This is a genomic window from Pseudomonas sp. Ma2-10 (assembly GCF_054330215.1).
Genome location: NZ_JBTEYL010000001.1, coordinates 129,971 through 150,566 on the forward strand (window position 1 = coordinate 129,971; position 20,596 = coordinate 150,566).

Below are 20,596 nucleotides of genomic sequence, written 5' to 3' on the forward strand. Positions count from 1 at the left end.
CTTGGCTGGAGGGCGCCCAAGGAGGGCACCGACCAAGTCAGCCAACGTTAACCGAATAGCCCCAGGCCGATGCCCCGAGGCTTTTTCTATCGTTCAGGATCCGTCATGCCATCAACCGCCATCCGCCCCGCCTCCCGCCCTCTCAATTTCTGGGTGTGTCTGGCTGTTCCCGCCATTGCAGCCATCATTCTGTTGCTGCTTGAACTGACGTCCCTGGACATGGACCTGGCCAGGCTGTTTTATGACCCGATCGCGGGGGACTTCATCGGGAAGCACAGCTATTTCCTGGAAAACATCCTGCATACCCGCGCCAAACAAGTGGTCATCGTTTTTTCGGTACTGTCCATCATCGGCTTCATCGCGTCTTTTTTCATGGACAGGCTCAAACCGATCAAACGGGAACTGGGCTGCCTGGTGTTGTCTCTGGCGCTGGCGACGTCCTTTGTCACGCCAGTCAAAGCGGTGACCGCTGTTCAATGCCCGTGGAGCCTTGAGCAGTTCGGCGGAAAGGAAACCTACAGCGAACTGCTCAGCCCTCGCCCGCACACTGACAAACCTGGCCGTTGCTGGCCCGGCGGCCACGCAGCGACCGGTTTCACGCTGTTTGCGCTGTTCTTCGTACTGCGCGACCGACGTCCGCGTCTGGCACGCTCGGCGTTTGTCTTCGCCTTTACGTTAGGCTCAGTGTTTTCCGTTGGCCGGATGATTCAGGGCGCGCACTTCTTTTCTCACAACGTGTGGACGGCGATTTTCTGCTGGCTGATTTGTCTAGGGTCGTACTACTACATCTTGTATCGCCCGGAGTCCAAAGCTGAACAAGTGGCCGAGGCACGAACGATCGGCGTCTGAAGGCTGCGACCTTTAATAGAAAGCAATAAAAAACCCCGCCTGCTGATCGCAGGCGGGGCTTTTTTATAGGGGTAAGCTTGGGGTGAAGCTGGCTTACATCATGCCGCCCATACCGCCCATACCGCCCATGTCTGGCATGCCGCCGCCAGTTGGACCGTCTTCCTTGATCTCAGCGATCATGGCCTCGGTGGTGATCATCAGGCTGGCAATCGACGAAGCCGCTTGCAGAGCCGAACGAGTCACTTTAGCCGGGTCCAGGATACCCATTTCGATCATGTCGCCGTATTCGCCGGTAGCAGCGTTGTAACCGTAGTTACCCGAACCCTGCTTGACCTTGTCGACAACTACGCTTGGCTCGTCACCGGAGTTGGCAACGATCTGGCGCAGTGGCGCTTCAACAGCGCGACGCAGCAACTGGATGCCAACGTTCTGGTCATCGTTGTCGCCTTTCAGCTCGGAGATTGCCTGCAGAGCGCGAACCAGTGCCACGCCACCGCCAGGTACCACGCCTTCTTCAACGGCTGCACGGGTAGCGTGCAGGGCGTCTTCAACGCGGGCTTTCTTCTCTTTCATTTCAACTTCGGAACCGGCGCCAACCTTGATCACTGCAACGCCGCCGGACAGCTTGGCCAGACGCTCTTGCAGTTTTTCACGGTCGTAGTCGGACGAAGTGTCGGCCACTTGCTGACGGATTTGCAGAACGCGAGACTGGATATCAGCTTCAACGCCGGCACCGTCGATCACGGTGGTGTTTTCCTTGGTCACGGTGACGCGCTTGGCATTACCCAGGTGTTCCAGGGTAGCGCTTTCCAGGCTCAGACCGATCTCTTCGGAGATAACGGTACCGCCGGTCAGAACAGCGATGTCCTGCAGCATGGCCTTGCGACGATCGCCGAAACCTGGCGCCTTGACGGCAACCACTTTAACGATACCGCGCATGTTGTTCACAACCAGAGTCGCCAGGGCTTCGCCTTCAACGTCTTCGCTCACGATCAGCAGTGGGCGGCCTGCTTTGGCAACGGCTTCCAGCACTGGCAGCAGTTCGCGGATGTTCGAGATCTTTTTGTCGACCAGCAGGATCAGCGGACCGTCGAGCTCGGCAGTCATGGTCTCTGGCTTGTTGACGAAGTACGGGGACAGGTAGCCACGGTCGAACTGCATGCCTTCAACAACCGACAGTTCGTTTTCCAGGCCCGAGCCTTCTTCGACGGTGATCACGCCTTCTTTACCGACTTTTTCCATGGCTTCGGCAATGATGTCGCCGATGGAGCTGTCGGAGTTGGCCGAGATGGTGCCGACCTGAGCGATGGCCTTGGTGTCAGCACAAGGCTTGGACAGGGCTTTCAGCTCTTTGACAATCGCGATGGTCGCTTTGTCGATACCGCGTTTCAGGTCCATCGGGTTCATGCCGGCAGCGACGGCTTTCAGGCCTTCGTTGACGATCGATTGAGCCAGAACGGTAGCGGTGGTGGTGCCGTCGCCTGCGTCATCGTTGGCACGGGAGGCAACGTCTTTGACCAGCTGCGCGCCCATGTTTTCGAAGCGATCTTTCAGCTCGATTTCTTTGGCAACGGACACGCCATCCTTGGTGATGGTCGGAGCGCCGAAGCTCTTCTCGATGATCACGTTACGGCCTTTAGGGCCCAGGGTCGCTTTTACTGCGTCAGCCAGGACGTTCACACCGGCGAGCATTTTCTTGCGGGCGGAATCGCCGAATTTAACTTCTTTAGCAGCCATGATCGATATTCCTTAAATACTTTGTAGTAGCGGGAAAATGAGCGGGGAATCAGCCTTCGACAACGGCGAGGATTTCGCTCTCGCCAATTACCAGCAGGTCTTCGCCGTCGACTTTCACAGTGTTGCTGCCGGAGTAAGGGCCGAACACAACCTTGTCACCCACTTTCACGGACAGTGCACGCACTTCACCGTTGTCCAGCACTTTGCCTGGACCTACAGCGAGGACTTCACCCTGGTTTGGCTTTTCAGCAGCCGAACCTGGCAGGACGATGCCGCCAGCGGTTTTCTTTTCTTCTTCGCTGCGACGGACGACGACGCGGTCATGCAGAGGACGAAGCTTCATTGTCGATCTCTCCTAATTGTGGTTTTCATCGGCCGGTGTATTCCCGGCGGGTTTAACAAATCCGGCGGTGCCGGTTGCGGTTCGTCGAGCGAACCGCGGAAGTCTGTCTGGCGTAATCGCCAGAAACCTTGCGGTGACCGTTACATAAGGGCGCATAAGCTTATTACAAGGGCGAGTAAGCAAATTTTTTCAGGTTGCGGCCCCACAAACGAACACGGCACCCAAAGGCGCCGTGCCGGTGTAGCGGATTACTTGGTATCGCGGTGTTCGAATTCGCCTTCGATCACGTTGGGCTCGCGACCCAGCGGCTCGCGGGTCGCAGGGCCGCCGCCACGTGGTTGAAGGTCGTCGGCGAACGCACGCTGACGGATTGCCGCCTCTTCGGCACGCTGGCGCATTTTATTGGCCAACAATCGACGAGAGATCGGCAGCAGCATGATCAGACCCAACACGTCAGTGACGAAACCCGGCAGGATCAACAGGCCACCCGCCAGTGCCAGCATCAAACCTTCGAGCATGGTCTGGGCCGGCAACTCGCCGCGGTTCAGGCTTTCACGAGCACGCAATGCGGTTGCCAGACCAGCGATACGCAGCACGAACACGCCGAGCATCGAGCCGAGAATGACCAGCAGCAGGGCCGGGAAAAACCCGATCGCCCCGCTGACCTTGACGAATACGAACAGCTCCAACACCGGAAACAGTACAAAGAGCAATAAAAAAGGGCGCATCAAATGGTTCCTCAACGCAAGAATGCCTTGCCAGTAATCCCTAGATGAAGTCGCCGTTTCGTGAATTCAAGCGTCAGCCACTTCATTTTTCGGCCAATGGTCGGCGTGAGCCAGGAAAACCAAGGCTTCACGCACTTGTGTCGGCGTATTACACGGCGCTTGAAACGGCAACCAGTAAAGCCCCTGACCAATGCGCAGGTGCATGCCTTCGGTGTCTATACCGGCCAATTGCGCCGGCTCGGTTTTCGACAGGCCCGCCAGCGCTACGTAGTGGGCGATGGCTTTGGCGTGATCGGCATTCATGTGCTCGACCATGCTCATCTCGGCCTTACCGGCGAACGGGTTGGCCAGGGTCAGTTGATCGACCCAGTGAATCGCACCGAAGCCGCCGATGTAGCGATGACGCACCGGTTTGAGCACCCAGAAATCGAAATCGTGAGCCTTGTGATAACTCTGCGAATCCGGGAAATAGCGGTAGTAACGCTCAGCCGCCGCTTCGATGGCTGACTCGTCCTCGAGCTTTTCTGCTTCGGCGAGGTAGGTCAGGCGACCAACGGCTTGCACGTCTTCGGCCCCGCGCTCACCCACAAACAGTGAACATTTCGGATCTTTGTGCAGGTTGTGGGTGTGCTGGGCAATACGGCTGATAAGGATCAGCGGCCAGCCCTGGTCGTCCAGACAGTACGGAACCACGGAGCCAAACGGGAAACCGGGCATTGCCTTGGAGTGTGTCGAGAGCACTCCACGGTATTCCTTGAGAAGCAATTCTCGGGCATTCTTGGCCGCTTCAACGCTCAATTTATGACTCCTTATAAAGAATCCGTCGAAAAAACGGACAGGCGCCTGGGGATAATCTCCAGTACGCCATTGGGGCAGTTCTCATGTGCAGCCAAGCCGCATCAGGTGCAGATCGAGAGGCTACTCTCTAAAAGGAAACCAATCCTCTGACCTGCTATTGGGGCATGCGAATGCAACTCACTGACAAAGTAATCATTATCACGGGCGGTTGCCAGGGTTTAGGCCGCTCCATGGCCGAGTATTTCGCCGGTAAAGGCGCGAAGCTGGCGCTGGTAGACCTGAACCAGGAAAAGCTCGACGACACCGTCGCCGCTTGCAAGGTTAAAGGCATCGAGGCTCGCGCTTATCTGTGCAATGTCGCCAATGAAGAGCAAGTGACCCATATGGTCGCCCAGGTGGCCGAGGACTTCGGGGCGATCCACGGCCTGATCAACAACGCCGGGATCCTGCGCGATGGCCTGCTTATCAAGGTCAAGGACGGCGAGATGACCAAGATGAGCCTGGCCCAATGGCAGACGGTCATCGACGTCAATCTGACCGGCGTATTCCTGTGCACGCGTGAAGTCGCGGCCAAAATGATCGAGCTGAACAACAGCGGCACGATCATTAATATCTCGTCGATCTCCCGTGCTGGCAACGTCGGCCAGACCAACTACTCCGCCGCCAAGGCCGGTGTCGCCGCGGCGACCGTGACCTGGGCGAAGGAACTGGCACGCTACGGTATTCGTGTGGCGGGCATTGCCCCGGGCTTTATCGAAACCGAAATGACACTGAGCATGAAGCCTGAGGCGCTGGAGAAGATAACGTCGGCGATTCCACTCAAGCGCATGGGCACGCCTGAAGAGATCGCCCATTCGGCGGCGTACATTTTCGAGAACGACTACTTCTCCGGTCGAATTCTGGAGCTGGATGGCGGGTTGCGGATTTAAAGCCGACCTAAAACCGATGTGGGAGCGAGCTTGCTCGCCCCCACAGGGGATCGTATTTCAATTCATTAATCGTCGCTGATGGTGATGTTCGGCATGGCCGGTGTCGCCGCTTCCTGCAACACGATCCGCGCGCCGACATGGCGGGCCAATTCCTGGTAAACCATCGCAATCGGGCTGTCGGGCTCGGCGATCACCGTTGGCTTGCCGCCGTCGGCCTGTTCGCGGATGGCCATCGCCAGTGGCAACGACGCCAGCAACTCGACGTCGTACTGGCTGGCCAGCTTCACACCACCGCCCTCACCGAACAGATGCTCGGCATGCCCGCAGTTGGAGCAGATGTGCACGGCCATGTTTTCCACCACGCCCAGTACCGGGATGTTTACCTTGCGGAACATCTCGACGCCCTTGCGTGCGTCCAGCAATGCCAGATCTTGCGGCGTGGTAACGATCACCGCGCCGGCCACCGGAACTTTCTGCGCCAGGGTCAATTGGATGTCGCCGGTGCCTGGTGGCATGTCGATGACCAGGTAATCCAGATCGCCCCAGGCGGTTTGAGTGACCAGTTGCAACAAGGCGCCGGAAACCATCGGTCCGCGCCAGACCATCGGCGTGTTGTCATCGGTCAGGAACGCCATGGACATGACTTCGACACCATGGGACTCGATCGGAATAAACCACTTCTGATCCTTGATCTTGGGTCGAGTGCCTTCGGGGATGCCAAACATGATGCCCTGGCTCGGTCCGTAAATGTCCGCGTCGAGAATCCCGACCTTGGCGCCTTCGCGGGCCAGCGCCAGAGCCAGGTTGGCGGCGGTGGTTGATTTGCCCACACCGCCCTTGCCGGACGCCACGGCCACCACGTTCTTGACGTTGGCCAACCCCGGGATCTGCGCTTGAGCCTTGTGCGCGGCAATGACACTGGTGATCTCGACGCGGGCGATGGTCACGCCGTCCAGCCCTTCAATGGCCATTTGCAGCAACTGCGCCCAGCCACTCTTGAACAGGCCGGCGGCGTAACCCAGCTCCAGTTGGACGTTGACGCGATCACCCTGAATGTCGATGCCGCGTACGCACCCGGCGCTGACCGGGTCCTGGTTCAGGTAAGGGTCGGTGTATTGGCGAAGGACGGCTTCCACCGCTGCGCGATTGACGGCGCTCATGGGTAACTCCGATAGCAAGACTGGAAAATCAGACGGGTATCCTACGCCGGACACACATTTGTGGCGAGGGAGCCCGACGCCGGTTGGCGGTTGTCGTAGATCGAAACAGGCTCACGGGGTGAAAAATATGCGCCGGCGCTTTATAGTGGCCGACCTCCGTTTCATCAAGTAGCCGAGCCCCATGTCCGAGCCACGCAAGATCCTCGTCACCAGCGCCCTGCCCTACGCCAATGGTTCGATCCATCTTGGTCACATGCTGGAATACATCCAGACCGATATGTGGGTGCGCTTCCAGAAGCACCGCGGCAATCAATGCATCTACGTCTGCGCCGACGACGCCCACGGTTCGGCCATCATGCTGCGCGCGGAAAAGGAAGGCATCACCCCGGAACAACTGATCGCCAACGTCCAGGCTGAACACAGCGCCGACTTTGCCGAGTTCCTGGTGGACTTCGACAACTTCCACTCCACTCACGCCGAAGAAAACCGTGAGCTGTCGAGCCAGATCTACCTGAAGCTGCGCGACGCCGGGCACATCGCCCAGCGTTCGATCACTCAGTACTTCGACCCGGAAAAGAAAATGTTCCTGGCCGACCGCTTCATCAAGGGCACCTGTCCGAAATGCGGCACTGAAGACCAGTACGGCGACAACTGCGAAAAATGCGGTGCGACCTACGCGCCGACCGACCTGAAGGATCCGAAGTCGGCGATCTCTGGCGCCACTCCGGTGCTCAAGGACTCCCAGCACTTCTTCTTCAAGCTGCCGGACTTCCAGGACATGCTGCAAGCCTGGACCCGCAGCGGCACCCTGCAAGAGGCCGTGGCGAACAAAATCGCCGAATGGCTGGACGCCGGCCTGCAACAGTGGGACATCTCCCGCGATGCACCGTACTTCGGTTTCGAAATCCCTGACGAACCAGGCAAATATTTCTACGTCTGGCTCGACGCGCCCATTGGCTACATGGCCAGCTTCAAGAACCTCTGCGACCGCACGCCTACACTTGATTTCGACGCGTTCTGGGGCAAGGATTCCACCGCTGAGCTGTACCATTTCATCGGCAAGGACATCGTCAACTTCCACGCGCTGTTCTGGCCAGCCATGCTCGAAGGCGCCGGTTTCCGTAAACCGACCGGTATCAACGTACACGGCTACCTGACCGTCAACGGTCAGAAAATGTCCAAATCGCGCGGTACCTTCATCAAGGCCCGGACCTATCTCGACCACCTGTCGCCGGAATACCTGCGCTACTACTACGCGGCGAAGCTGAGCCGTGGCGTCGATGACCTGGACCTGAACCTCGAAGACTTCGTGCAGAAGGTCAACTCCGACCTGGTGGGCAAAGTCGTCAACATCGCCAGCCGTTGCGCCGGGTTCATCCACAAAGGCAACGCCGGTGTACTGGTGGCGGGCAATGCCGCGCCGGAACTGACCGAAGCGTTCCTGGCCGCAGCGCCAAGCATCGCCGAAGCCTACGAGGCTCGCGACTTCGCCCGTGCCATGCGCGAAATCATGGGCCTGGCCGACCGTGCCAATGCCTGGATCGCCGACAAGGCGCCGTGGTCGCTGAACAAACAGGAAGGCAAGCAAGACGAAGTCCAGGCCATCTGCGCCCTGGGCGTCAACCTGTTCCGCCAGTTGGTGATTTTCCTCAAGCCGGTGCTGCCGCTGCTGGCCGCCGACGCCGAGGCATTCCTGAACGTCGCGCCGCTGACCTGGGACGACCACGCCACCTTGCTCAGCAATCATCAGTTGAACGCGTTCAAACCGTTGATGACCCGTATCGACCCGGTAAAAGTGCAAGCCATGAGCGACGCCTCGAAAGAAGACCTGACCGCCAGCGCTACCGACACCGGCGATGCCGCGCCTGCCGGCAATGGCGAACTGGCCAAGGATCCGCTGTCGCCGCAAATCGAGTTCGATGCCTTTGCCGCTGTCGACCTGCGCGTCGCCCTGATTCTCAAGGCCGAACACGTGGAAGGCGCCGACAAACTGCTGCGCCTGACCCTCGACATCGGAGACGAGCAACGCAACGTGTTCTCCGGAATCAAGAGTGCTTATCCGGATCCGTCCAAGCTCAATGGTCGTCTGACCATGATGATCGCCAACCTCAAGCCACGGAAAATGAAGTTCGGTATCTCCGAAGGCATGGTGATGGCGGCGGGCCCTGGCGGTGAAGAAATCTACCTGCTCAGCCCTGACAGCGGCGCCAAGCCAGGTCAGCGCATCAAGTAAGACGCTGCTGTAAACCGATCCCACAGTCGCGCCTGGCGCGACTGTGGGATTTTCATATCTGGCCCACCCTCCGTCCTTGCCGGATAATGCCTAAGCTTTTTAGACCGCTCCGTTAAAAAGCCCCGTTCTTGCCGGCACGATCATGACCGAAATTGTTCTTACGCTTATCAGTACTGCCCTGATCAACAACCTCGTGTTGCACTGGCCGCTGGGCGTCGATCCGCTGCTGGGCAACGAGCATCGGCAAGTCCACGCGCTGGGCCTTGCGACGGCGTGCTTGATGTTGATTGCCGGCACGGCGGGCTACTCGGCCTACCGTTGGCTGCTGGTCCCGCTTGAACTGACGTCGCTGCGCCTTTTCGTCTTCCTGCCATTAAGCGTTTTGCTGATTGGCCCGCTGCTGAAAGTGCTTCCCCGGTGGCTTCCAAAGCTTGCGTTCGATGGCCTCTGGCCCCTGCTGCTGGGCAACGCCGGCGTACTCGGCTTGACGCTGCTCAACGCTCAGGACGACAAAGGCTTCTTCCACGCCATGGCCCTGAGCCTGGGTGCCGGCCTGGGCTTCTGGCTGGTACTGAGCCTGTTCAGCGACTTACGCCAACGCACAATCGAAAATGATACCCCCCTGCCCTTTCGCGGCCTGCCGATCGACCTGATCGGCGCCGGACTGATTGCAGTGGCCTTTCTCGGATTCAGCGGACTGATCAAAACATGAGTCTGATTCAATGCATCGACGCCCTGTTGCCGCAGACCCAATGCGGCAAGTGCGGCCATCCCGGATGCAAACCGTACGCCGAAGGCATTGCCAGCGGCGAACCGATCAACAAGTGCCCGCCGGGCGGCAGCGAAACCATCGCCGCCCTGGCCGATCTGTTGAAAGTGCCGGTGCTGGAACTCGACGTCAGTCGCGGTTCGGCCCCGGCGCAGATCGCCTATATTCGTGAAGCCGAGTGTATTGGTTGCACCAAGTGCATCCAGGCCTGCCCGGTGGATGCCATTGTCGGCGCGGCGAAATTGATGCACACGGTGATCATCGATGAATGCACCGGTTGCGACCTGTGCGTAGCGCCCTGCCCGGTGGATTGCATCGAGATGCGGCCGTTGCCGCTGGCCACGGCGCTGCCGATTGTCGGCGGTCTGGCGTTCAGCCTTGAGGAACAACGTGCCCGGGCGACCAAGCGCAATCACGCGCGGCGCCGTTTTGAGCAGCGCAATGCTCGCCTTCGTCGCGAAGAAGAACACAAAATCGCCGAACGTCAGGCCCGAGCCCAGCGCGCCGTCCAGCACTGTGAGGTAGCGACACTTGACCCGGTTCAGGCCGCTCTTGAGCGAATCCGCGCACAGAAGGCAGCAAATGCGGATGCGGCGTTGAAAAAGGCCAGGATCGATCTGGCGATGAGTCGGGCGCAACTGAACAAGTCACTCAAGGCGTTCGGGCATCCGCCGACCTTCGAACAGCAGTCGCAACTGATCCTCCTGCAGCAGCAATTCGAGGCTGCCGAACAGACGTTGGCGAAACTGGAAAGTACTGCTCCGCCAGCCGCGCCCCCTGTCGTTCCAGCGAACAATGCGCCGCTCAATCGAGCAAAAATCCAGTTGGCCATGCGCCGCGCCGAACTCAAGAAAGCCCACACCAGCGACGCGCCGCCTGAGCAAATCGAAGCCTTGGAGCTCGCGATGAATGAAGCCGAGTGTCAGGTGGAGGCCTATGCCACCCCTTGAATCGGTCGACGAGCGCCTTCAGCAGGCCATGAAGCTGGTATTGCTGGCCACCGTGCCGGGAATGCTGGTGTTTTTCTGGCTGTATGGCTGGGGCGTGTTGATCAACCTGATTCTGACGGGTGTTACCGCACTGGCCGTTGAAGCGGCCGTGTTGCGCCTGCGCAAGCGAGCGCTCAAGCCGACCTTGAGCGACGGCAGTGCGCTGGTCAGCGCGACGCTGTTGACTCTGACTTTGCCGCCTTATTGCCCATGGTGGCTGACGGTCTGTGCCGCGGCGTTCGCGATGGTGTTCGGCAAACACCTGTATGGCGGCGTTGGCAAGAACCCGTTCAACCCGGCAATGCTGGGCTTCGCCCTGGTGCTGGTGACCTTTCCCCAACAGATGACCCACTGGCCGTCATCCCATGGACTGGACCTGATCGGAGGCTTGCAGCAGGTGTTCGGGTTCAGCCTCGGTCAGCCACCCGATGCCTGGGTCCAGGCCACGGCGCTGGACAGCCTGCGGATCAACAAAAGCCTGACCATGGACGAACTGTTTGCCGCTAACCCGGCGTTCGGTCATTTCGGTGGCCGAGGCATGGAGTGGGTCAATCTGGCGTTTCTGGCGGGTGGCGCGTTTCTGCTGCAACGACGGGTGTTTAGCTGGCATGCGCCGGTCGGCATGCTGGCCTGCCTGTTCATCATTAGCCTGCTGTGCTGGAACGGCTCGGGCTCCGACTCCCATGGTTCACCGCTATTTCATCTGTTCACTGGTGCGAGCATGCTGGGTGCATTCTTCATCGTCACGGAGCCGGTGTCGGGCGCAAAAAGCCCCGGTGCGCGACTCCTGTTCGGCGCGGGCGTCGGGCTGCTGACGTACCTGATTCGTACCTGGGGTGGTTATCCGGACGGCGTCGCTTTTGCCGTGCTGTTGATGAACCTCTGTGTGCCGGCGCTGGAGCGGTTTGCCGCCTCCAGACTGGAACCGGGTGCGCCATGAGCCGGGCGTCGAGCGCTGTGATCCTGGTGTTGATGGCAGCCCTGGGGATGGGTGCGACTTACCTTGCGCAGCACACCAGCGCGCCGCGCATTGCGGCCGAACAGCGCCTGATCGACAGTCGAAACCTGCTGGACCTGCTCCCCGCTGAACGCTACGACAATCAGCCGCTGGAACAGCCACTCGCCCTCGAAAAGACTGGGCTGGCCAATAGCACGCTGCTAGGTGGCTACCTGGCGACCAAGGCTGGCCAACCCAGCACCGTGTTGCTGCGCAGCCAGACCCTGGGCTACGAGGGTTCCATTGAATTGCTGATCGCCATCGGTGCAAACGGCAAGGTGCTGGGCGTCAAAACGCTCAAGCAATCGGAAACTCCGGGGCTGGGCGGTCGACTCGCCGACTGGCCCAATGCCTGGCTTCAGGCTTTTTCCGGAAAGTCCCGAACCGAACCCGCCGACAGTGGCTGGGCCTTGAAAAAAGATCAGGGGCAATTCGATCAAATGACGGGGGCGACCATTACGTCGAGAGCGGTCATCAACGCCATCCATGACGCTTTGCGCTATTTCGACGATCATCAGCAACAGTTGATCGGGAGCAGCGCTCATGAATAAGTCATCGACGCTGCAGAATTCACTGATGCTTGCGCCGCTGATCGGCGCCACAGATTCAGGGGTGTCCGCTCTGGGCTTGTGGCTGATGTTCATCGTGGTGATCAGTGCCTTTGGCGTGAGCATGGGCGCCTTGCGATCGCGACTTGTCCCGGCGACACGTTTGCTTGCCAGCGTTCTGCTGGCGGCCACACTGACCAGTTGCACCGAACTCGCCGCGCAAGTCTGGGCGCTGCAATGGCACCAACATGTTGGGGTCTATGCAGGCTTGATTGCCTTGCAATGTGTTGTGCTGGAACACACCGGTTTTCTCCAAAGCGCCTGGCGTGATCGCCTGCGCCTGTGTGGCCTGTTCGGCGCGTTGATGGCAGGCCTTGGCGTGCTACGCGAGTTCATCGGCAACGGAACATTCGGCAGCCACCTGCCATGGCTGGCAGGTACTGCGCAAGCGGACTGGCAAGGCTGGGTACTGACCGCCGACGGTGGTTTGCACCTGGCCACTCTGGCCCCTGGCGGATTCATTCTGCTGGGACTGCTGATCGCCGCACGTCAGGCCTGGACCCGCTCGACGCCCTCTCACTGACCGCCTTCGAGGAAACGCACTGCCCATGAATGCCGCAAAACGTCTGGAAATTTTTCGCCGATTTCACGAAGACAACCCGGAACCGAAGACCGAACTGGCCTACGCCTCACCGTTCGAACTGCTGATCTCCGTGATTCTCTCGGCGCAGTCGACCGATGTCGGCGTCAACAAAGCCACCGCGAAGCTCTACCCGGTGGCCAATACACCGGCGGCGATTTATTCCCTGGGTGTCGAAGGTTTATCGGAATACATCAAGACCATCGGCTTGTTCAACAGCAAAGCCAAAAACGTGATCGAGACGTGTCGCTTGCTGATGGAGCGTCATGCCGGTGAAGTGCCGCAAACCCGTGAAGAACTGGAAGCGTTACCCGGCGTCGGCCGCAAAACCGCCAACGTGGTGCTCAACACCGCATTCCGTCAGCTGACCATGGCCGTGGACACGCATATTTTCCGGGTCAGCAATCGTACCGGCATTGCTCCAGGCAAAAATGTGGTCGAGGTTGAGCAAAAACTGATGAAGTTCGTGCCGAAGGAATACCTGCTCGATTCCCATCACTGGCTGATCCTCCACGGACGTTACGTTTGCCTGGCCCGCAAGCCTCGCTGCGGCAGTTGCCGGATCGAAGACTTGTGCGAATACAAGCAAAAGACCTCGGACGATTGAGGCACTATTAGGTTTTTCGATTTATCGATTGAAAAAATCTTTTTTACCCGCCGAGAGATTATCGATATAAGGGGCGCCAAAGGCAGTCTTAGCCTGGAGTAACACTATGAGCACTGGCAAAGAGCAATTGGACGTAGAAGACGACTTCACCCCTGTTGAGGCAGAGGATGCTGAACCGGTGGTTGAAGTGGCGAAGACCAACCTTGGCAAACGCCGTACCATCGACAATCTGCTGGAGGAGCGCCGACTGCAAAAGCGATTGGCCGATTACGATTTTGACCTATGACACCTAAAAGCCTCCCGAAACGGAGGCTTTTTACTAAGTGCCGTCCCCTGATACACCCCCGCTCATCGCGCCTGGTCAAACGCTGAGACAGTCACACCAGACCATTGCGTTGAGCCAATTCGATCAGGTCGACCAAGGAGCGAGCATTGAGCTTCAACAACAGACGAGTCTTGTAAGTACTGACAGTTTTATTGCTGAGAAACATTCCATCGGCGATCTCCTTGTTGGTCTTGCCTCGGGCCAATTGTTGCAAGACCATCATTTCCCGTCCCGACAAACGATCCACCATATCGGCTTCACTGGCGTTCCCCAAACTGGAACGTACGGTATGCAAGGCTTGATTCGGAAAGTAACTGTAGCCTGACAATACTGCCTTTATTGCACTGAGCAACTCAGTGAGATCCTGTTGCTTACAGACATACCCTGCAGCACCCGATTGCATGCAACGCATCGAGAAATGCCCAGGCGCCTGGGACGTTAGTATCAGTACTTTCATGGGCGTTGCTGTCGATGTCAGACGCGCAATGACTTCCAACCCATCAAGTTTTGGTATTCCAATATCCAGTATGACAATATCCGGCATATGCTCACGGGCAAGTTGCAACGCATCCACGCCATTATCTGTCTCTGCAATAACCTCGTAGCCGTGACGCTCCATTAGCATACGTACCGCAAGACGAATGACGGGGTGATCATCCACGATCAGCACTTTATTCATGGGCAAGTCCAATTTTCGCTGTTCGAATTTTTAGAGCCCGCACGATAGCCTAGTCGTTTCACCCATAGCATGCCGCCCCCCTCGGCCACCTACACCGAAAGACATTCCCTACATACATTAAAGAATAGTCTTACAAGATTCCCCAAAATACCGAGGGGGTAAAAATTTTATCAACCTGCAAATATTTCGGTCATCCGCAGTTTTTTTGTTTCTGTTTACAACCAATGAACCAAATAGCGGGGCTCGCCGCAAGAGACCCAACGGATACGGACTATTGCCCCTCCTTAAAAGTAACTGATATTTACCACTCGAAACCCCATACCACAAACACCGCACCTCAAGGGTGTAATAAAAAATCACACCAGGCAACACTTAAATAATAAACTCAATCCTTCATCACCTAAAACCCAACAACAGAGGCACCCGCTGCACACTCAATACCGTTACTATCAAACCTTCGAACTGTAAAACTCAGAAGGAGTACTGCACAAATACAAACATCGACCACTTAGTTATTAACGCGAAAACAAAAAACACTAACCAACAGAGAAAAACACTATTCCAGCGAGCAAAAAACATGACCAAATCAAAGAAGAAAATCATCAACCCCATGACAGTTATTGCAATATTTGCCGCTATTTCTGAAACGTCGGCCGCCGTCTCACTGCCCTTTCTCGACAATAAGGAGCGAGAGTTCTATGTCTGGTTCCTGATCAGTTTCCCTTTTTATTTGCTTTTTCTTTTCTTCGTCACACTCAACTTCAACTACCGGTCACTGTACGCGCCCTCCGATTTCGGCAAGGGGAAGCATTTTATAAAAGTGATGGACAACGCTGAACGCACTCAACGGCCCGATAACCTGAAGGACCCTCCCGTCCGGATCGGTATTCAGATGGGACTCTCGGCTCTACAGCACGTTTGCCTGGCCGAGCCGCTAAAAAACCTGCACATCGTCGATGCGCGGTGGCTAAACAAGAAAATGGAATTCGGTGCCTGGATTGCAAAAAACCAGCGCCCACAGGGAAGTCCTGCGCAAGTGATCATATTTCTCACCTGTACCGATTCGGAGGCATTATTGAAGGAAAGCGCAAGCAAGCAATCAAAACAGGCAAAGAATCGCAGCGGACCAACGCTTTGCATTGCTTACAATTTGAGTTCACACGGTCTGACGATTCTTGATCACTCTTTTTACCTGACACGCAGCAGGTAACGCTTGAAGAGCATTCAGAGAGAGGAAACAGAAGGAAGGTATTACAGATACAAAAAGAGCGCTAATCACACGATGTCCGGCAGGAGAACTCCCCCCCCTATTCAGAAATTGTGGCCTTGTCACCGACAAGGCCACAACTCTACTACCGTGGTTCCACTACAGTCGTTCCACTACGGTCGTTCCACTACGGTTTCAAAGATCTCAGAAAAGCTTCCGGCCTTTGTTCGCCGCAATACGCATGCGCAACGCGTTAAGCTTGATGAAGCCCGCCGCGTCGGCCTGGTTGTAGGCGCCGCCATCTTCTTCGAAGGTCGCGATATTGGCATCGAACAACGATTCGTCGGACTTGCGACCGGTGACGATCACGTTGCCCTTGTACAGCTTGAGGCGCACAACGCCGTTCACGTGGGCCTGGGACGCGTCGATCATCTGTTGCAGCATCAGACGCTCAGGGCTCCACCAGTAACCGGTGTAGATCAGGCTGGCGTATTTAGGCATCAACTCGTCTTTGAGGTGAGCCACTTCGCGGTCCAGCGTGATCGATTCGATCGCACGGTGAGCGCGCAGCATGATGGTGCCGCCTGGCGTTTCATAGCAGCCACGGGACTTCATGCCCACGTAACGGTTCTCGACGATGTCGAGACGGCCGATACCGTGTTCGCCACCGATACGGTTCAGGGTCGCCAGCACGGTAGCCGGGGTCATTTCAACGCCGTCCAGTGCGACGATATCGCCGTTGCGGTAGGTCAGTTCCAGGTACTGCGCCTTGTCTGGAGCCTTCTCCGGGGAGACGGTCCATTTCCACATGTCTTCTTCGTGCTCGGTCCAGGTGTCTTCCAGCACGCCGCCTTCATAGGAGATGTGCAGCAGGTTGGCATCCATCGAGTACGGGGATTTTTTCTTGCCGTGACGCTCGATCGGGATATTGTGCTTTTCAGCATAATCCATCAGCTTTTCACGGGAGAGCAGGTCCCATTCGCGCCACGGGGCAATCACTTTCACGCCTGGCTTCAAGGCGTAGGCGCCCAGCTCGAAACGAACCTGGTCGTTGCCCTTGCCGGTGGCGCCGTGGGAAATGGCGTCAGCGCCGGTTTCGTTGGCGATTTCGATCAAGCGCTTGGCGATCAACGGACGAGCGATGGAGGTACCCAGCAGGTACTCGCCTTCGTAAACGGTGTTGGCGCGGAACATCGGGAAAACGAAATCGCGCACGAATTCTTCGCGCAAGTCGTCGATGTAGATCTCTTTCACGCCCATGGCCTGTGCCTTGGCGCGTGCAGGTTCGACCTCTTCGCCCTGACCCAGGTCAGCGGTGAAGGTCACGACTTCACAGTTATAAGTATCCTGCAGCCACTTGAGGATCACCGAAGTGTCCAGGCCGCCGGAATACGCCAGAACGACCTTGTTTACGTCCGCCATGCCATCACTCCACGGGGTTCTACGGAAAGCCGCCAAGTCTACCGCTCATGCAGGATAATTTACAGAGGCGCGACAGCTTATGACGACGAAGCGACAGACTCTGTCGAATGAGCGACGATAACAGCGGGTTCAGGAGGTCGACGCGGCGCTCGCCGATGCAGTGGCCTGGGGGGCCGGCTTTTCGGTGGGCGCAACGCGCGCGAGGTGCACATTGACCCGACGATTCTTCGCCCGGTTGGCGGAATTGGTATTGGGCGCCAATGGATAACGCTCGCCGTGAAAGCGCACGGTGATCTGCGATTCTTGAATGCCGTTGGCTTTGAAAAACTCCATGACTGCCAGCGCCCGACGCCGCGACAGGTCACGGTTGCTCAGGCGGTTGCCGCTGTTGTCGGAGTGACCATCGAGTTCGATGTGGTTGACCGTCGGGTCGGCCTTCATGAACTCGAGCATCACTTGCAATTGAGCCTTGGCCTTCGCATCGAGATCGATGCCTTCGCCGGGGAAGCCGATCTGCGATTGCTTAACCTGCTCGAAATTCTTCGGCAGCAGCTTCGCCACGCAGCCCTGATAGTCGTTAAATGCCTTGCTGAACTTGACTGGCAACAAACGCACTTCCGACACCCGGCCATCGCCCGAGTAGTGTCGAACGACCGGGCTGCGGCCATCCATCAGGCCACTGATCAAGCGGCCAGCTTGAACTTGCGAACTGTTGAACAACACATTGCCGCTGCCGATTCGCACAGAACCGAGGTTGATGTCGCCACGCCCCGGCTGCCAGGGTGCAGCCGCCGCCAGCAAGGTGGCCGAACCGCCGCCGATCATCGAGTTATAGGCCTTCAGACGAAACGTCGCTTGCTCACCAGCGCGACGCACGAATTCGCCCGAACCAAAATCGGTGATCGGCTGAGTCAGGCGGCACTCGAACTTGTCTCCTTCGACCGTCCACTCAATGCTCTCCAGACGGGTCTGGAAAGTGAGCGCCATCGCAGGAAGGCTGGCAAACACGCTGAGCAAGGCTAAATAACGCTGGCGCACGGGAGGCTCCACTGGCTTCTACAACAAAAAGACCGACACACATATGTTTACGGCATACCTGTTGGATATCGGAAGCTTCCTGCAAAACTTGATAGCGAGTGCCTGGAAGAGTCTTTTCCGGTAGCATTCCCCTCAGTTTGACCCGCCTGGAATCCCCTCATGTCCGACCGCCTGACCCTGCTGCGTCCCGACGACTGGCACATTCATCTTCGCGATGGTGCCGTGTTGACCCATACCGTTGCGGATGTCGCGCGCACCTTTGGTCGCGCCATCATCATGCCTAACCTGGTACCTCCGGTGCGTAACGCCGCTGAAGCCGACAGCTATCGCCAGCGGATTCTCGCTGCACGTCCGGCCGGCAGCCGTTTCGAACCGTTGATGGTCCTCTACCTCACCGACCGTACCCAGCCCGAAGAAATTCGTGAGGCCAAGGCCAGCGGTTTCGTGTACGCCGCCAAGCTGTACCCGGCCGGCGCGACCACCAACTCGGACTCTGGCGTCACCAGCATTGACAAGATCTTCCCTGCGATCGAGGCCATGGCCGAAGTCGGGATGCCCTTGCTGATTCACGGCGAAGTCACCCGTGGCGATGTCGACGTATTTGACCGCGAAAAAATCTTCATCGATGAGCACATGCGTCGTGTGGTCGAGCGTTTTCCGACGCTCAATGTGGTGTTCGAACACATCACCACCGCCGATGCCGTGCAGTTCGTCAACGCGGCTCCGGCCAACGTCGGCGCAACCATCACCGCGCATCACCTGCTGTACAACCGCAACCACATGTTGGTGGGCGGGATTCGGCCGCACTTCTATTGCCTGCCGATCCTCAAGCGCAACACCCATCAGGAAGCCCTGCTCGACGCCGCCACCAGCGGCAGCGACAAGTTCTTCCTCGGCACCGACTCGGCGCCCCATGCCCAGCATGCTAAAGAAGCAGCTTGCGGCTGTGCCGGTTGCTACACCGCTTATGCAGCGATCGAGATGTATGCCGAAGCCTTCGAACAGCGCAACGCGCTGGACAAGCTCGAAGCCTTCGCCAGCCTGAACGGCCCGCGTTTCTACGGCCTGCCGGTGAACACCGATCGCATCACCCTGGTCCGCGAAGAGTGGACCGCCCCAACCAGCCTGCCATTTGGCGAGCTGACCGTAATCCCGCTGCGCGCCGGTGAAAAACTGCGCTGGCGCCTGCTGGAGGAACACGCGTGAGTGAAGACCATTTCGACGACGAACAGGACGGTCAAGGCGGCGGAGGTGGTTCGCGCCACCCGATGGCTGAGCGCTTCCGTGGATACCTGCCAGTTGTTGTCGACGTTGAAACCGGTGGTTTCAACTCTGCCACTGACGCCTTGCTGGAAATTGCCGCAACCACCATTGGCATGGACGAAAAAGGGTTTGTGTACCCCGATCACACCTACTTCTTTCGCGTCGAGCCTTTTGAAGGCGCGAACATCGAAGCGGCGGCTCTGGAATTTACCGGGATCAAACTAGATCACCCGCTGCGCATGGCAGTGAGTGAAGAAGCAGCGCTTACCGACATCTTCCGCGGCATCCGCAAGGCCCTGAAAGCCAATGGTTGCAAACGAGCGATTCTGGTCGGGCACAACAGCAGCTTCGATCTGGGCTTCCTCAACGCCGCCGTCGCGCGCCTGGACATGAAGCGCAACCCGTTTCATCCGTTCTCGAGCTTTGATACTGCAACCCTGGCCGGTCTGGCTTACGGACAAACCGTACTGGCCAAAGCCTGTCAGGCAGCCGATATCGACTTTGACGGTCGTGAGGCCCACTCGGCTCGCTACGACACCGAGAAGACGGCAGAGCTGTTCTGCGGCATCGTCAATCGCTGGAAACAAATGGGCGGCTGGGAAGACTTCAACGACTGATCCGTCGTTGGATTTATCCCGCCCATAAAAAACCGGCCTCAACGGCCGGTTTTTTTATGCCTGACGCTTGGGCTTACAGTGCCGCAGCGTGCTCGGTCAGGTAAGCCGCAACACCTTCGGTGGAAGCGGTCATGCCTTTGTCGCCTTTTTTCCAGTTGGCAGGGCAAACTTCGCCGTGCTCTTCGTGGAATTGCAGAGCGTCGACCAGTCGGATCAGCTCTTCCATGTTACGGCCCAGCGGCAGGTCGTTGATGATCTGCGAGCGGACAACGCCTTTGTCGTCGATCAGGAACGCGCCACGGAAAGCCACGCCGTCAGCGGACTGAACGTCGTAGGCCTTCATGATTTCCTGCTTGATGTCGGCAGCCATGGTGTAACGGACCTGGCCGATACCGCCATTGTTTACCGGGGTGTTGCGCCATGCGTTGTGGGTGAAATGCGAGTCGATAGACACCGCAACCACTTCAACGTTGCGGGCCTTGAAGTCAGACATGCGGTTGTCCAGAGCGATCAGCTCGGACGGGCAAACGAAGGTGAAGTCCAGTGGGTAGAAGAACACCAGGCCGTATTTGCCTTTGATGGCCGACGACAGGGTGAAGCTGTCTACGATTTCGCCATTGCCGAGTACGGCCGGTACGGTGAAGTCAGGGGCTTGTTTGCCTACAAGTACGCTCATTGGATATCTCCTGGTCTAATAACGTGAAGAACTGGCCTCGCA

The 20,596-nt window shown here is 57.8% G+C and carries 22 protein-coding genes; 13 read left to right on the forward strand and 9 right to left on the reverse strand.

What is annotated here, in order from left to right:
• The first annotated feature begins 105 nt into the window (after nt 1–105).
• Complete coding sequence (locus tag ACXPVS_RS00555; RefSeq protein ID WP_458508175.1) at nt 106–849, forward strand: phosphatase PAP2 family protein; 744 nt, start codon at nt 106–108, stop codon at nt 847–849.
• Nucleotides 850–942: 93 nt separating this feature from the next.
• Here ACXPVS_RS00555 and groL read toward each other — a convergent pair whose 3' ends face one another.
• From groL to ACXPVS_RS00575, 4 genes are all read right to left on the reverse strand, one after another.
• Complete coding sequence (gene groL / locus ACXPVS_RS00560) at nt 943–2,586, reverse strand: chaperonin GroEL (protein WP_458508176.1); 1,644 nt, start codon at nt 2,584–2,586, stop codon at nt 943–945.
• Between the two features lie 49 nt (nt 2,587–2,635).
• A complete protein-coding gene (locus ACXPVS_RS00565; protein ID WP_007948593.1) occupies nt 2,636–2,929 on the reverse strand; it encodes a co-chaperone GroES in 294 nt (97 codons plus the stop codon).
• A 248-nt stretch (nt 2,930–3,177) separates the two neighbouring features.
• Nucleotides 3,178–3,657 carry an FxsA family protein gene (locus ACXPVS_RS00570; protein ID WP_033057490.1) on the reverse strand — a complete coding sequence of 160 codons (480 nt, stop codon included), beginning with the start codon at nt 3,655–3,657 and terminating at the stop codon, nt 3,178–3,180.
• Nucleotides 3,658–3,723: 66 nt separating this feature from the next.
• Nucleotides 3,724–4,455, reverse strand: coding sequence for a HugZ family pyridoxamine 5'-phosphate oxidase (locus ACXPVS_RS00575; RefSeq protein ID WP_458508177.1), 732 nt, complete (start codon nt 4,453–4,455; stop codon nt 3,724–3,726).
• Between the two features lie 170 nt (nt 4,456–4,625).
• Here ACXPVS_RS00575 and ACXPVS_RS00580 point away from each other — a divergent pair, with 170 nt between their 5' ends.
• The gene (locus ACXPVS_RS00580) at nt 4,626–5,384 is read left to right on the forward strand and encodes an SDR family oxidoreductase (protein ID WP_458508178.1); all 759 of its coding nucleotides are present in this window, start codon (nt 4,626–4,628) and stop codon (nt 5,382–5,384) included.
• A 65-nt stretch (nt 5,385–5,449) separates the two neighbouring features.
• On the opposite strand, the gene apbC is transcribed toward ACXPVS_RS00580, so the two are convergent.
• Nucleotides 5,450–6,544, reverse strand: coding sequence for an iron-sulfur cluster carrier protein ApbC (apbC, locus tag ACXPVS_RS00585; protein WP_458508179.1), 1,095 nt, complete (start codon nt 6,542–6,544; stop codon nt 5,450–5,452).
• Nucleotides 6,545–6,725: 181 nt separating this feature from the next.
• Here apbC and metG point away from each other — a divergent pair, with 181 nt between their 5' ends.
• The 8 genes from metG (at nt 6,726) to ACXPVS_RS00625 (ending at nt 13,613) form a co-directional block, all read left to right on the forward strand.
• The gene (gene metG, locus ACXPVS_RS00590; protein ID WP_458508180.1) at nt 6,726–8,777 is read left to right on the forward strand and encodes a methionine--tRNA ligase; all 2,052 of its coding nucleotides are present in this window, start codon (nt 6,726–6,728) and stop codon (nt 8,775–8,777) included.
• 142 nt (nt 8,778–8,919) lie between these two features.
• A complete protein-coding gene (locus ACXPVS_RS00595) occupies nt 8,920–9,489 on the forward strand; it encodes an electron transport complex protein RnfA (protein WP_458508181.1) in 570 nt (189 codons plus the stop codon).
• Nucleotides 9,486–10,496: an electron transport complex subunit RsxB gene (gene rsxB / locus ACXPVS_RS00600; RefSeq protein WP_458508182.1), complete on the forward strand. Its 1,011-nt coding sequence runs from the start codon at nt 9,486–9,488 to the stop codon at nt 10,494–10,496. Before ACXPVS_RS00595 ends, rsxB begins: the two co-directional genes overlap by 4 nt.
• Nucleotides 10,483–11,475: an RnfABCDGE type electron transport complex subunit D gene (locus tag ACXPVS_RS00605; protein WP_458508183.1), complete on the forward strand. Its 993-nt coding sequence runs from the start codon at nt 10,483–10,485 to the stop codon at nt 11,473–11,475. Before rsxB ends, ACXPVS_RS00605 begins: the two co-directional genes overlap by 14 nt.
• Nucleotides 11,472–12,083, forward strand: a complete 612-nt coding sequence (locus tag ACXPVS_RS00610; protein ID WP_458508184.1) for an RnfABCDGE type electron transport complex subunit G — start codon at nt 11,472–11,474, stop codon at nt 12,081–12,083. Before ACXPVS_RS00605 ends, ACXPVS_RS00610 begins: the two co-directional genes overlap by 4 nt.
• Nucleotides 12,076–12,663, forward strand: coding sequence for an Rnf-Nqr domain containing protein (locus ACXPVS_RS00615; RefSeq protein ID WP_458508185.1), 588 nt, complete (start codon nt 12,076–12,078; stop codon nt 12,661–12,663). Before ACXPVS_RS00610 ends, ACXPVS_RS00615 begins: the two co-directional genes overlap by 8 nt.
• 25 nt (nt 12,664–12,688) lie before the next feature.
• Entirely contained in the window at nt 12,689–13,327 is a 639-nt protein-coding gene (gene nth / locus ACXPVS_RS00620; RefSeq protein ID WP_458508186.1) for an endonuclease III, read from the forward strand.
• 106 nt (nt 13,328–13,433) lie between these two features.
• Nucleotides 13,434–13,613 (forward strand): PA3496 family putative envelope integrity protein, encoded by a 180-nt coding sequence (locus ACXPVS_RS00625; protein WP_458508187.1) that lies wholly within the window; start codon nt 13,434–13,436, stop codon nt 13,611–13,613.
• Between the two features lie 91 nt (nt 13,614–13,704).
• Here ACXPVS_RS00625 and ACXPVS_RS00630 read toward each other — a convergent pair whose 3' ends face one another.
• On the reverse strand, nt 13,705–14,331 hold the full coding sequence (locus tag ACXPVS_RS00630; protein WP_149631468.1) for a response regulator transcription factor: 627 nt from the start codon (nt 14,329–14,331) through the stop codon (nt 13,705–13,707).
• Nucleotides 14,332–14,908: 577 nt separating this feature from the next.
• Between ACXPVS_RS00630 and ACXPVS_RS00635 the strand changes: the two genes are divergently transcribed.
• Nucleotides 14,909–15,541: a hypothetical protein gene (locus tag ACXPVS_RS00635; protein WP_458508188.1), complete on the forward strand. Its 633-nt coding sequence runs from the start codon at nt 14,909–14,911 to the stop codon at nt 15,539–15,541.
• Between the two features lie 201 nt (nt 15,542–15,742).
• Here the strand turns inward: ACXPVS_RS00635 and ACXPVS_RS00640 are convergent, their stop codons facing one another.
• Nucleotides 15,743–16,960 (reverse strand): argininosuccinate synthase, encoded by a 1,218-nt coding sequence (locus ACXPVS_RS00640; protein ID WP_007898502.1) that lies wholly within the window; start codon nt 16,958–16,960, stop codon nt 15,743–15,745.
• Nucleotides 16,961–17,089: 129 nt separating this feature from the next.
• Nucleotides 17,090–17,998, reverse strand: coding sequence for a flagellar protein MotY (locus tag ACXPVS_RS00645; RefSeq protein WP_458508189.1), 909 nt, complete (start codon nt 17,996–17,998; stop codon nt 17,090–17,092).
• A 159-nt stretch (nt 17,999–18,157) separates the two neighbouring features.
• On the opposite strand from ACXPVS_RS00645, the gene pyrC reads away from it, so the two are divergent.
• Nucleotides 18,158–19,204, forward strand: coding sequence for a dihydroorotase (pyrC, locus tag ACXPVS_RS00650; RefSeq protein WP_458508190.1), 1,047 nt, complete (start codon nt 18,158–18,160; stop codon nt 19,202–19,204).
• On the forward strand, nt 19,201–19,878 hold the full coding sequence (rnt, locus tag ACXPVS_RS00655) for a ribonuclease T (protein ID WP_033057472.1): 678 nt from the start codon (nt 19,201–19,203) through the stop codon (nt 19,876–19,878). Before pyrC ends, rnt begins: the two co-directional genes overlap by 4 nt.
• A gap of 73 nt (nt 19,879–19,951) precedes the next feature.
• Here the strand turns inward: rnt and ACXPVS_RS00660 are convergent, their stop codons facing one another.
• On the reverse strand, nt 19,952–20,554 hold the full coding sequence (locus ACXPVS_RS00660) for a peroxiredoxin C (RefSeq protein ID WP_458508191.1): 603 nt from the start codon (nt 20,552–20,554) through the stop codon (nt 19,952–19,954).
• Nucleotides 20,555–20,596 lie beyond the last annotated feature (42 nt).

Excerpts from the sequence above, each read along its gene's own strand:
- ACXPVS_RS00555 (WP_458508175.1), top strand. The coding sequence starts at position 106 with ATGCCATCAACCGCCATCCGCCCCGCCTCCCGCCCTCTCAATTTCTGG.
- groL (WP_458508176.1), bottom strand. The coding sequence starts at position 2,586 with ATGGCTGCTAAAGAAGTTAAATTCGGCGATTCCGCCCGCAAGAAAATG.
- ACXPVS_RS00565 (WP_007948593.1), bottom strand. The coding sequence starts at position 2,929 with ATGAAGCTTCGTCCTCTGCATGACCGCGTCGTCGTCCGTCGCAGCGAA.
- ACXPVS_RS00570 (WP_033057490.1), bottom strand. The coding sequence starts at position 3,657 with ATGCGCCCTTTTTTATTGCTCTTTGTACTGTTTCCGGTGTTGGAGCTG.
- ACXPVS_RS00580 (WP_458508178.1), top strand. The coding sequence starts at position 4,626 with ATGCAACTCACTGACAAAGTAATCATTATCACGGGCGGTTGCCAGGGT.
- apbC (WP_458508179.1), bottom strand. The coding sequence starts at position 6,544 with ATGAGCGCCGTCAATCGCGCAGCGGTGGAAGCCGTCCTTCGCCAATAC.
- metG (WP_458508180.1), top strand. The coding sequence starts at position 6,726 with ATGTCCGAGCCACGCAAGATCCTCGTCACCAGCGCCCTGCCCTACGCC.
- ACXPVS_RS00595 (WP_458508181.1), top strand. The coding sequence starts at position 8,920 with ATGACCGAAATTGTTCTTACGCTTATCAGTACTGCCCTGATCAACAAC.
- rsxB (WP_458508182.1), top strand. The coding sequence starts at position 9,486 with ATGAGTCTGATTCAATGCATCGACGCCCTGTTGCCGCAGACCCAATGC.
- ACXPVS_RS00605 (WP_458508183.1), top strand. The coding sequence starts at position 10,483 with ATGCCACCCCTTGAATCGGTCGACGAGCGCCTTCAGCAGGCCATGAAG.
- ACXPVS_RS00610 (WP_458508184.1), top strand. The coding sequence starts at position 11,472 with ATGAGCCGGGCGTCGAGCGCTGTGATCCTGGTGTTGATGGCAGCCCTG.
- ACXPVS_RS00615 (WP_458508185.1), top strand. The coding sequence starts at position 12,076 with ATGAATAAGTCATCGACGCTGCAGAATTCACTGATGCTTGCGCCGCTG.
- nth (WP_458508186.1), top strand. The coding sequence starts at position 12,689 with ATGAATGCCGCAAAACGTCTGGAAATTTTTCGCCGATTTCACGAAGAC.
- ACXPVS_RS00625 (WP_458508187.1), top strand. The coding sequence starts at position 13,434 with ATGAGCACTGGCAAAGAGCAATTGGACGTAGAAGACGACTTCACCCCT.
- ACXPVS_RS00630 (WP_149631468.1), bottom strand. The coding sequence starts at position 14,331 with ATGAATAAAGTGCTGATCGTGGATGATCACCCCGTCATTCGTCTTGCG.
- ACXPVS_RS00635 (WP_458508188.1), top strand. The coding sequence starts at position 14,909 with ATGACCAAATCAAAGAAGAAAATCATCAACCCCATGACAGTTATTGCA.
- ACXPVS_RS00640 (WP_007898502.1), bottom strand. The coding sequence starts at position 16,960 with ATGGCGGACGTAAACAAGGTCGTTCTGGCGTATTCCGGCGGCCTGGAC.
- pyrC (WP_458508190.1), top strand. The coding sequence starts at position 18,158 with ATGTCCGACCGCCTGACCCTGCTGCGTCCCGACGACTGGCACATTCAT.
- ACXPVS_RS00660 (WP_458508191.1), bottom strand. The coding sequence starts at position 20,554 with ATGAGCGTACTTGTAGGCAAACAAGCCCCTGACTTCACCGTACCGGCC.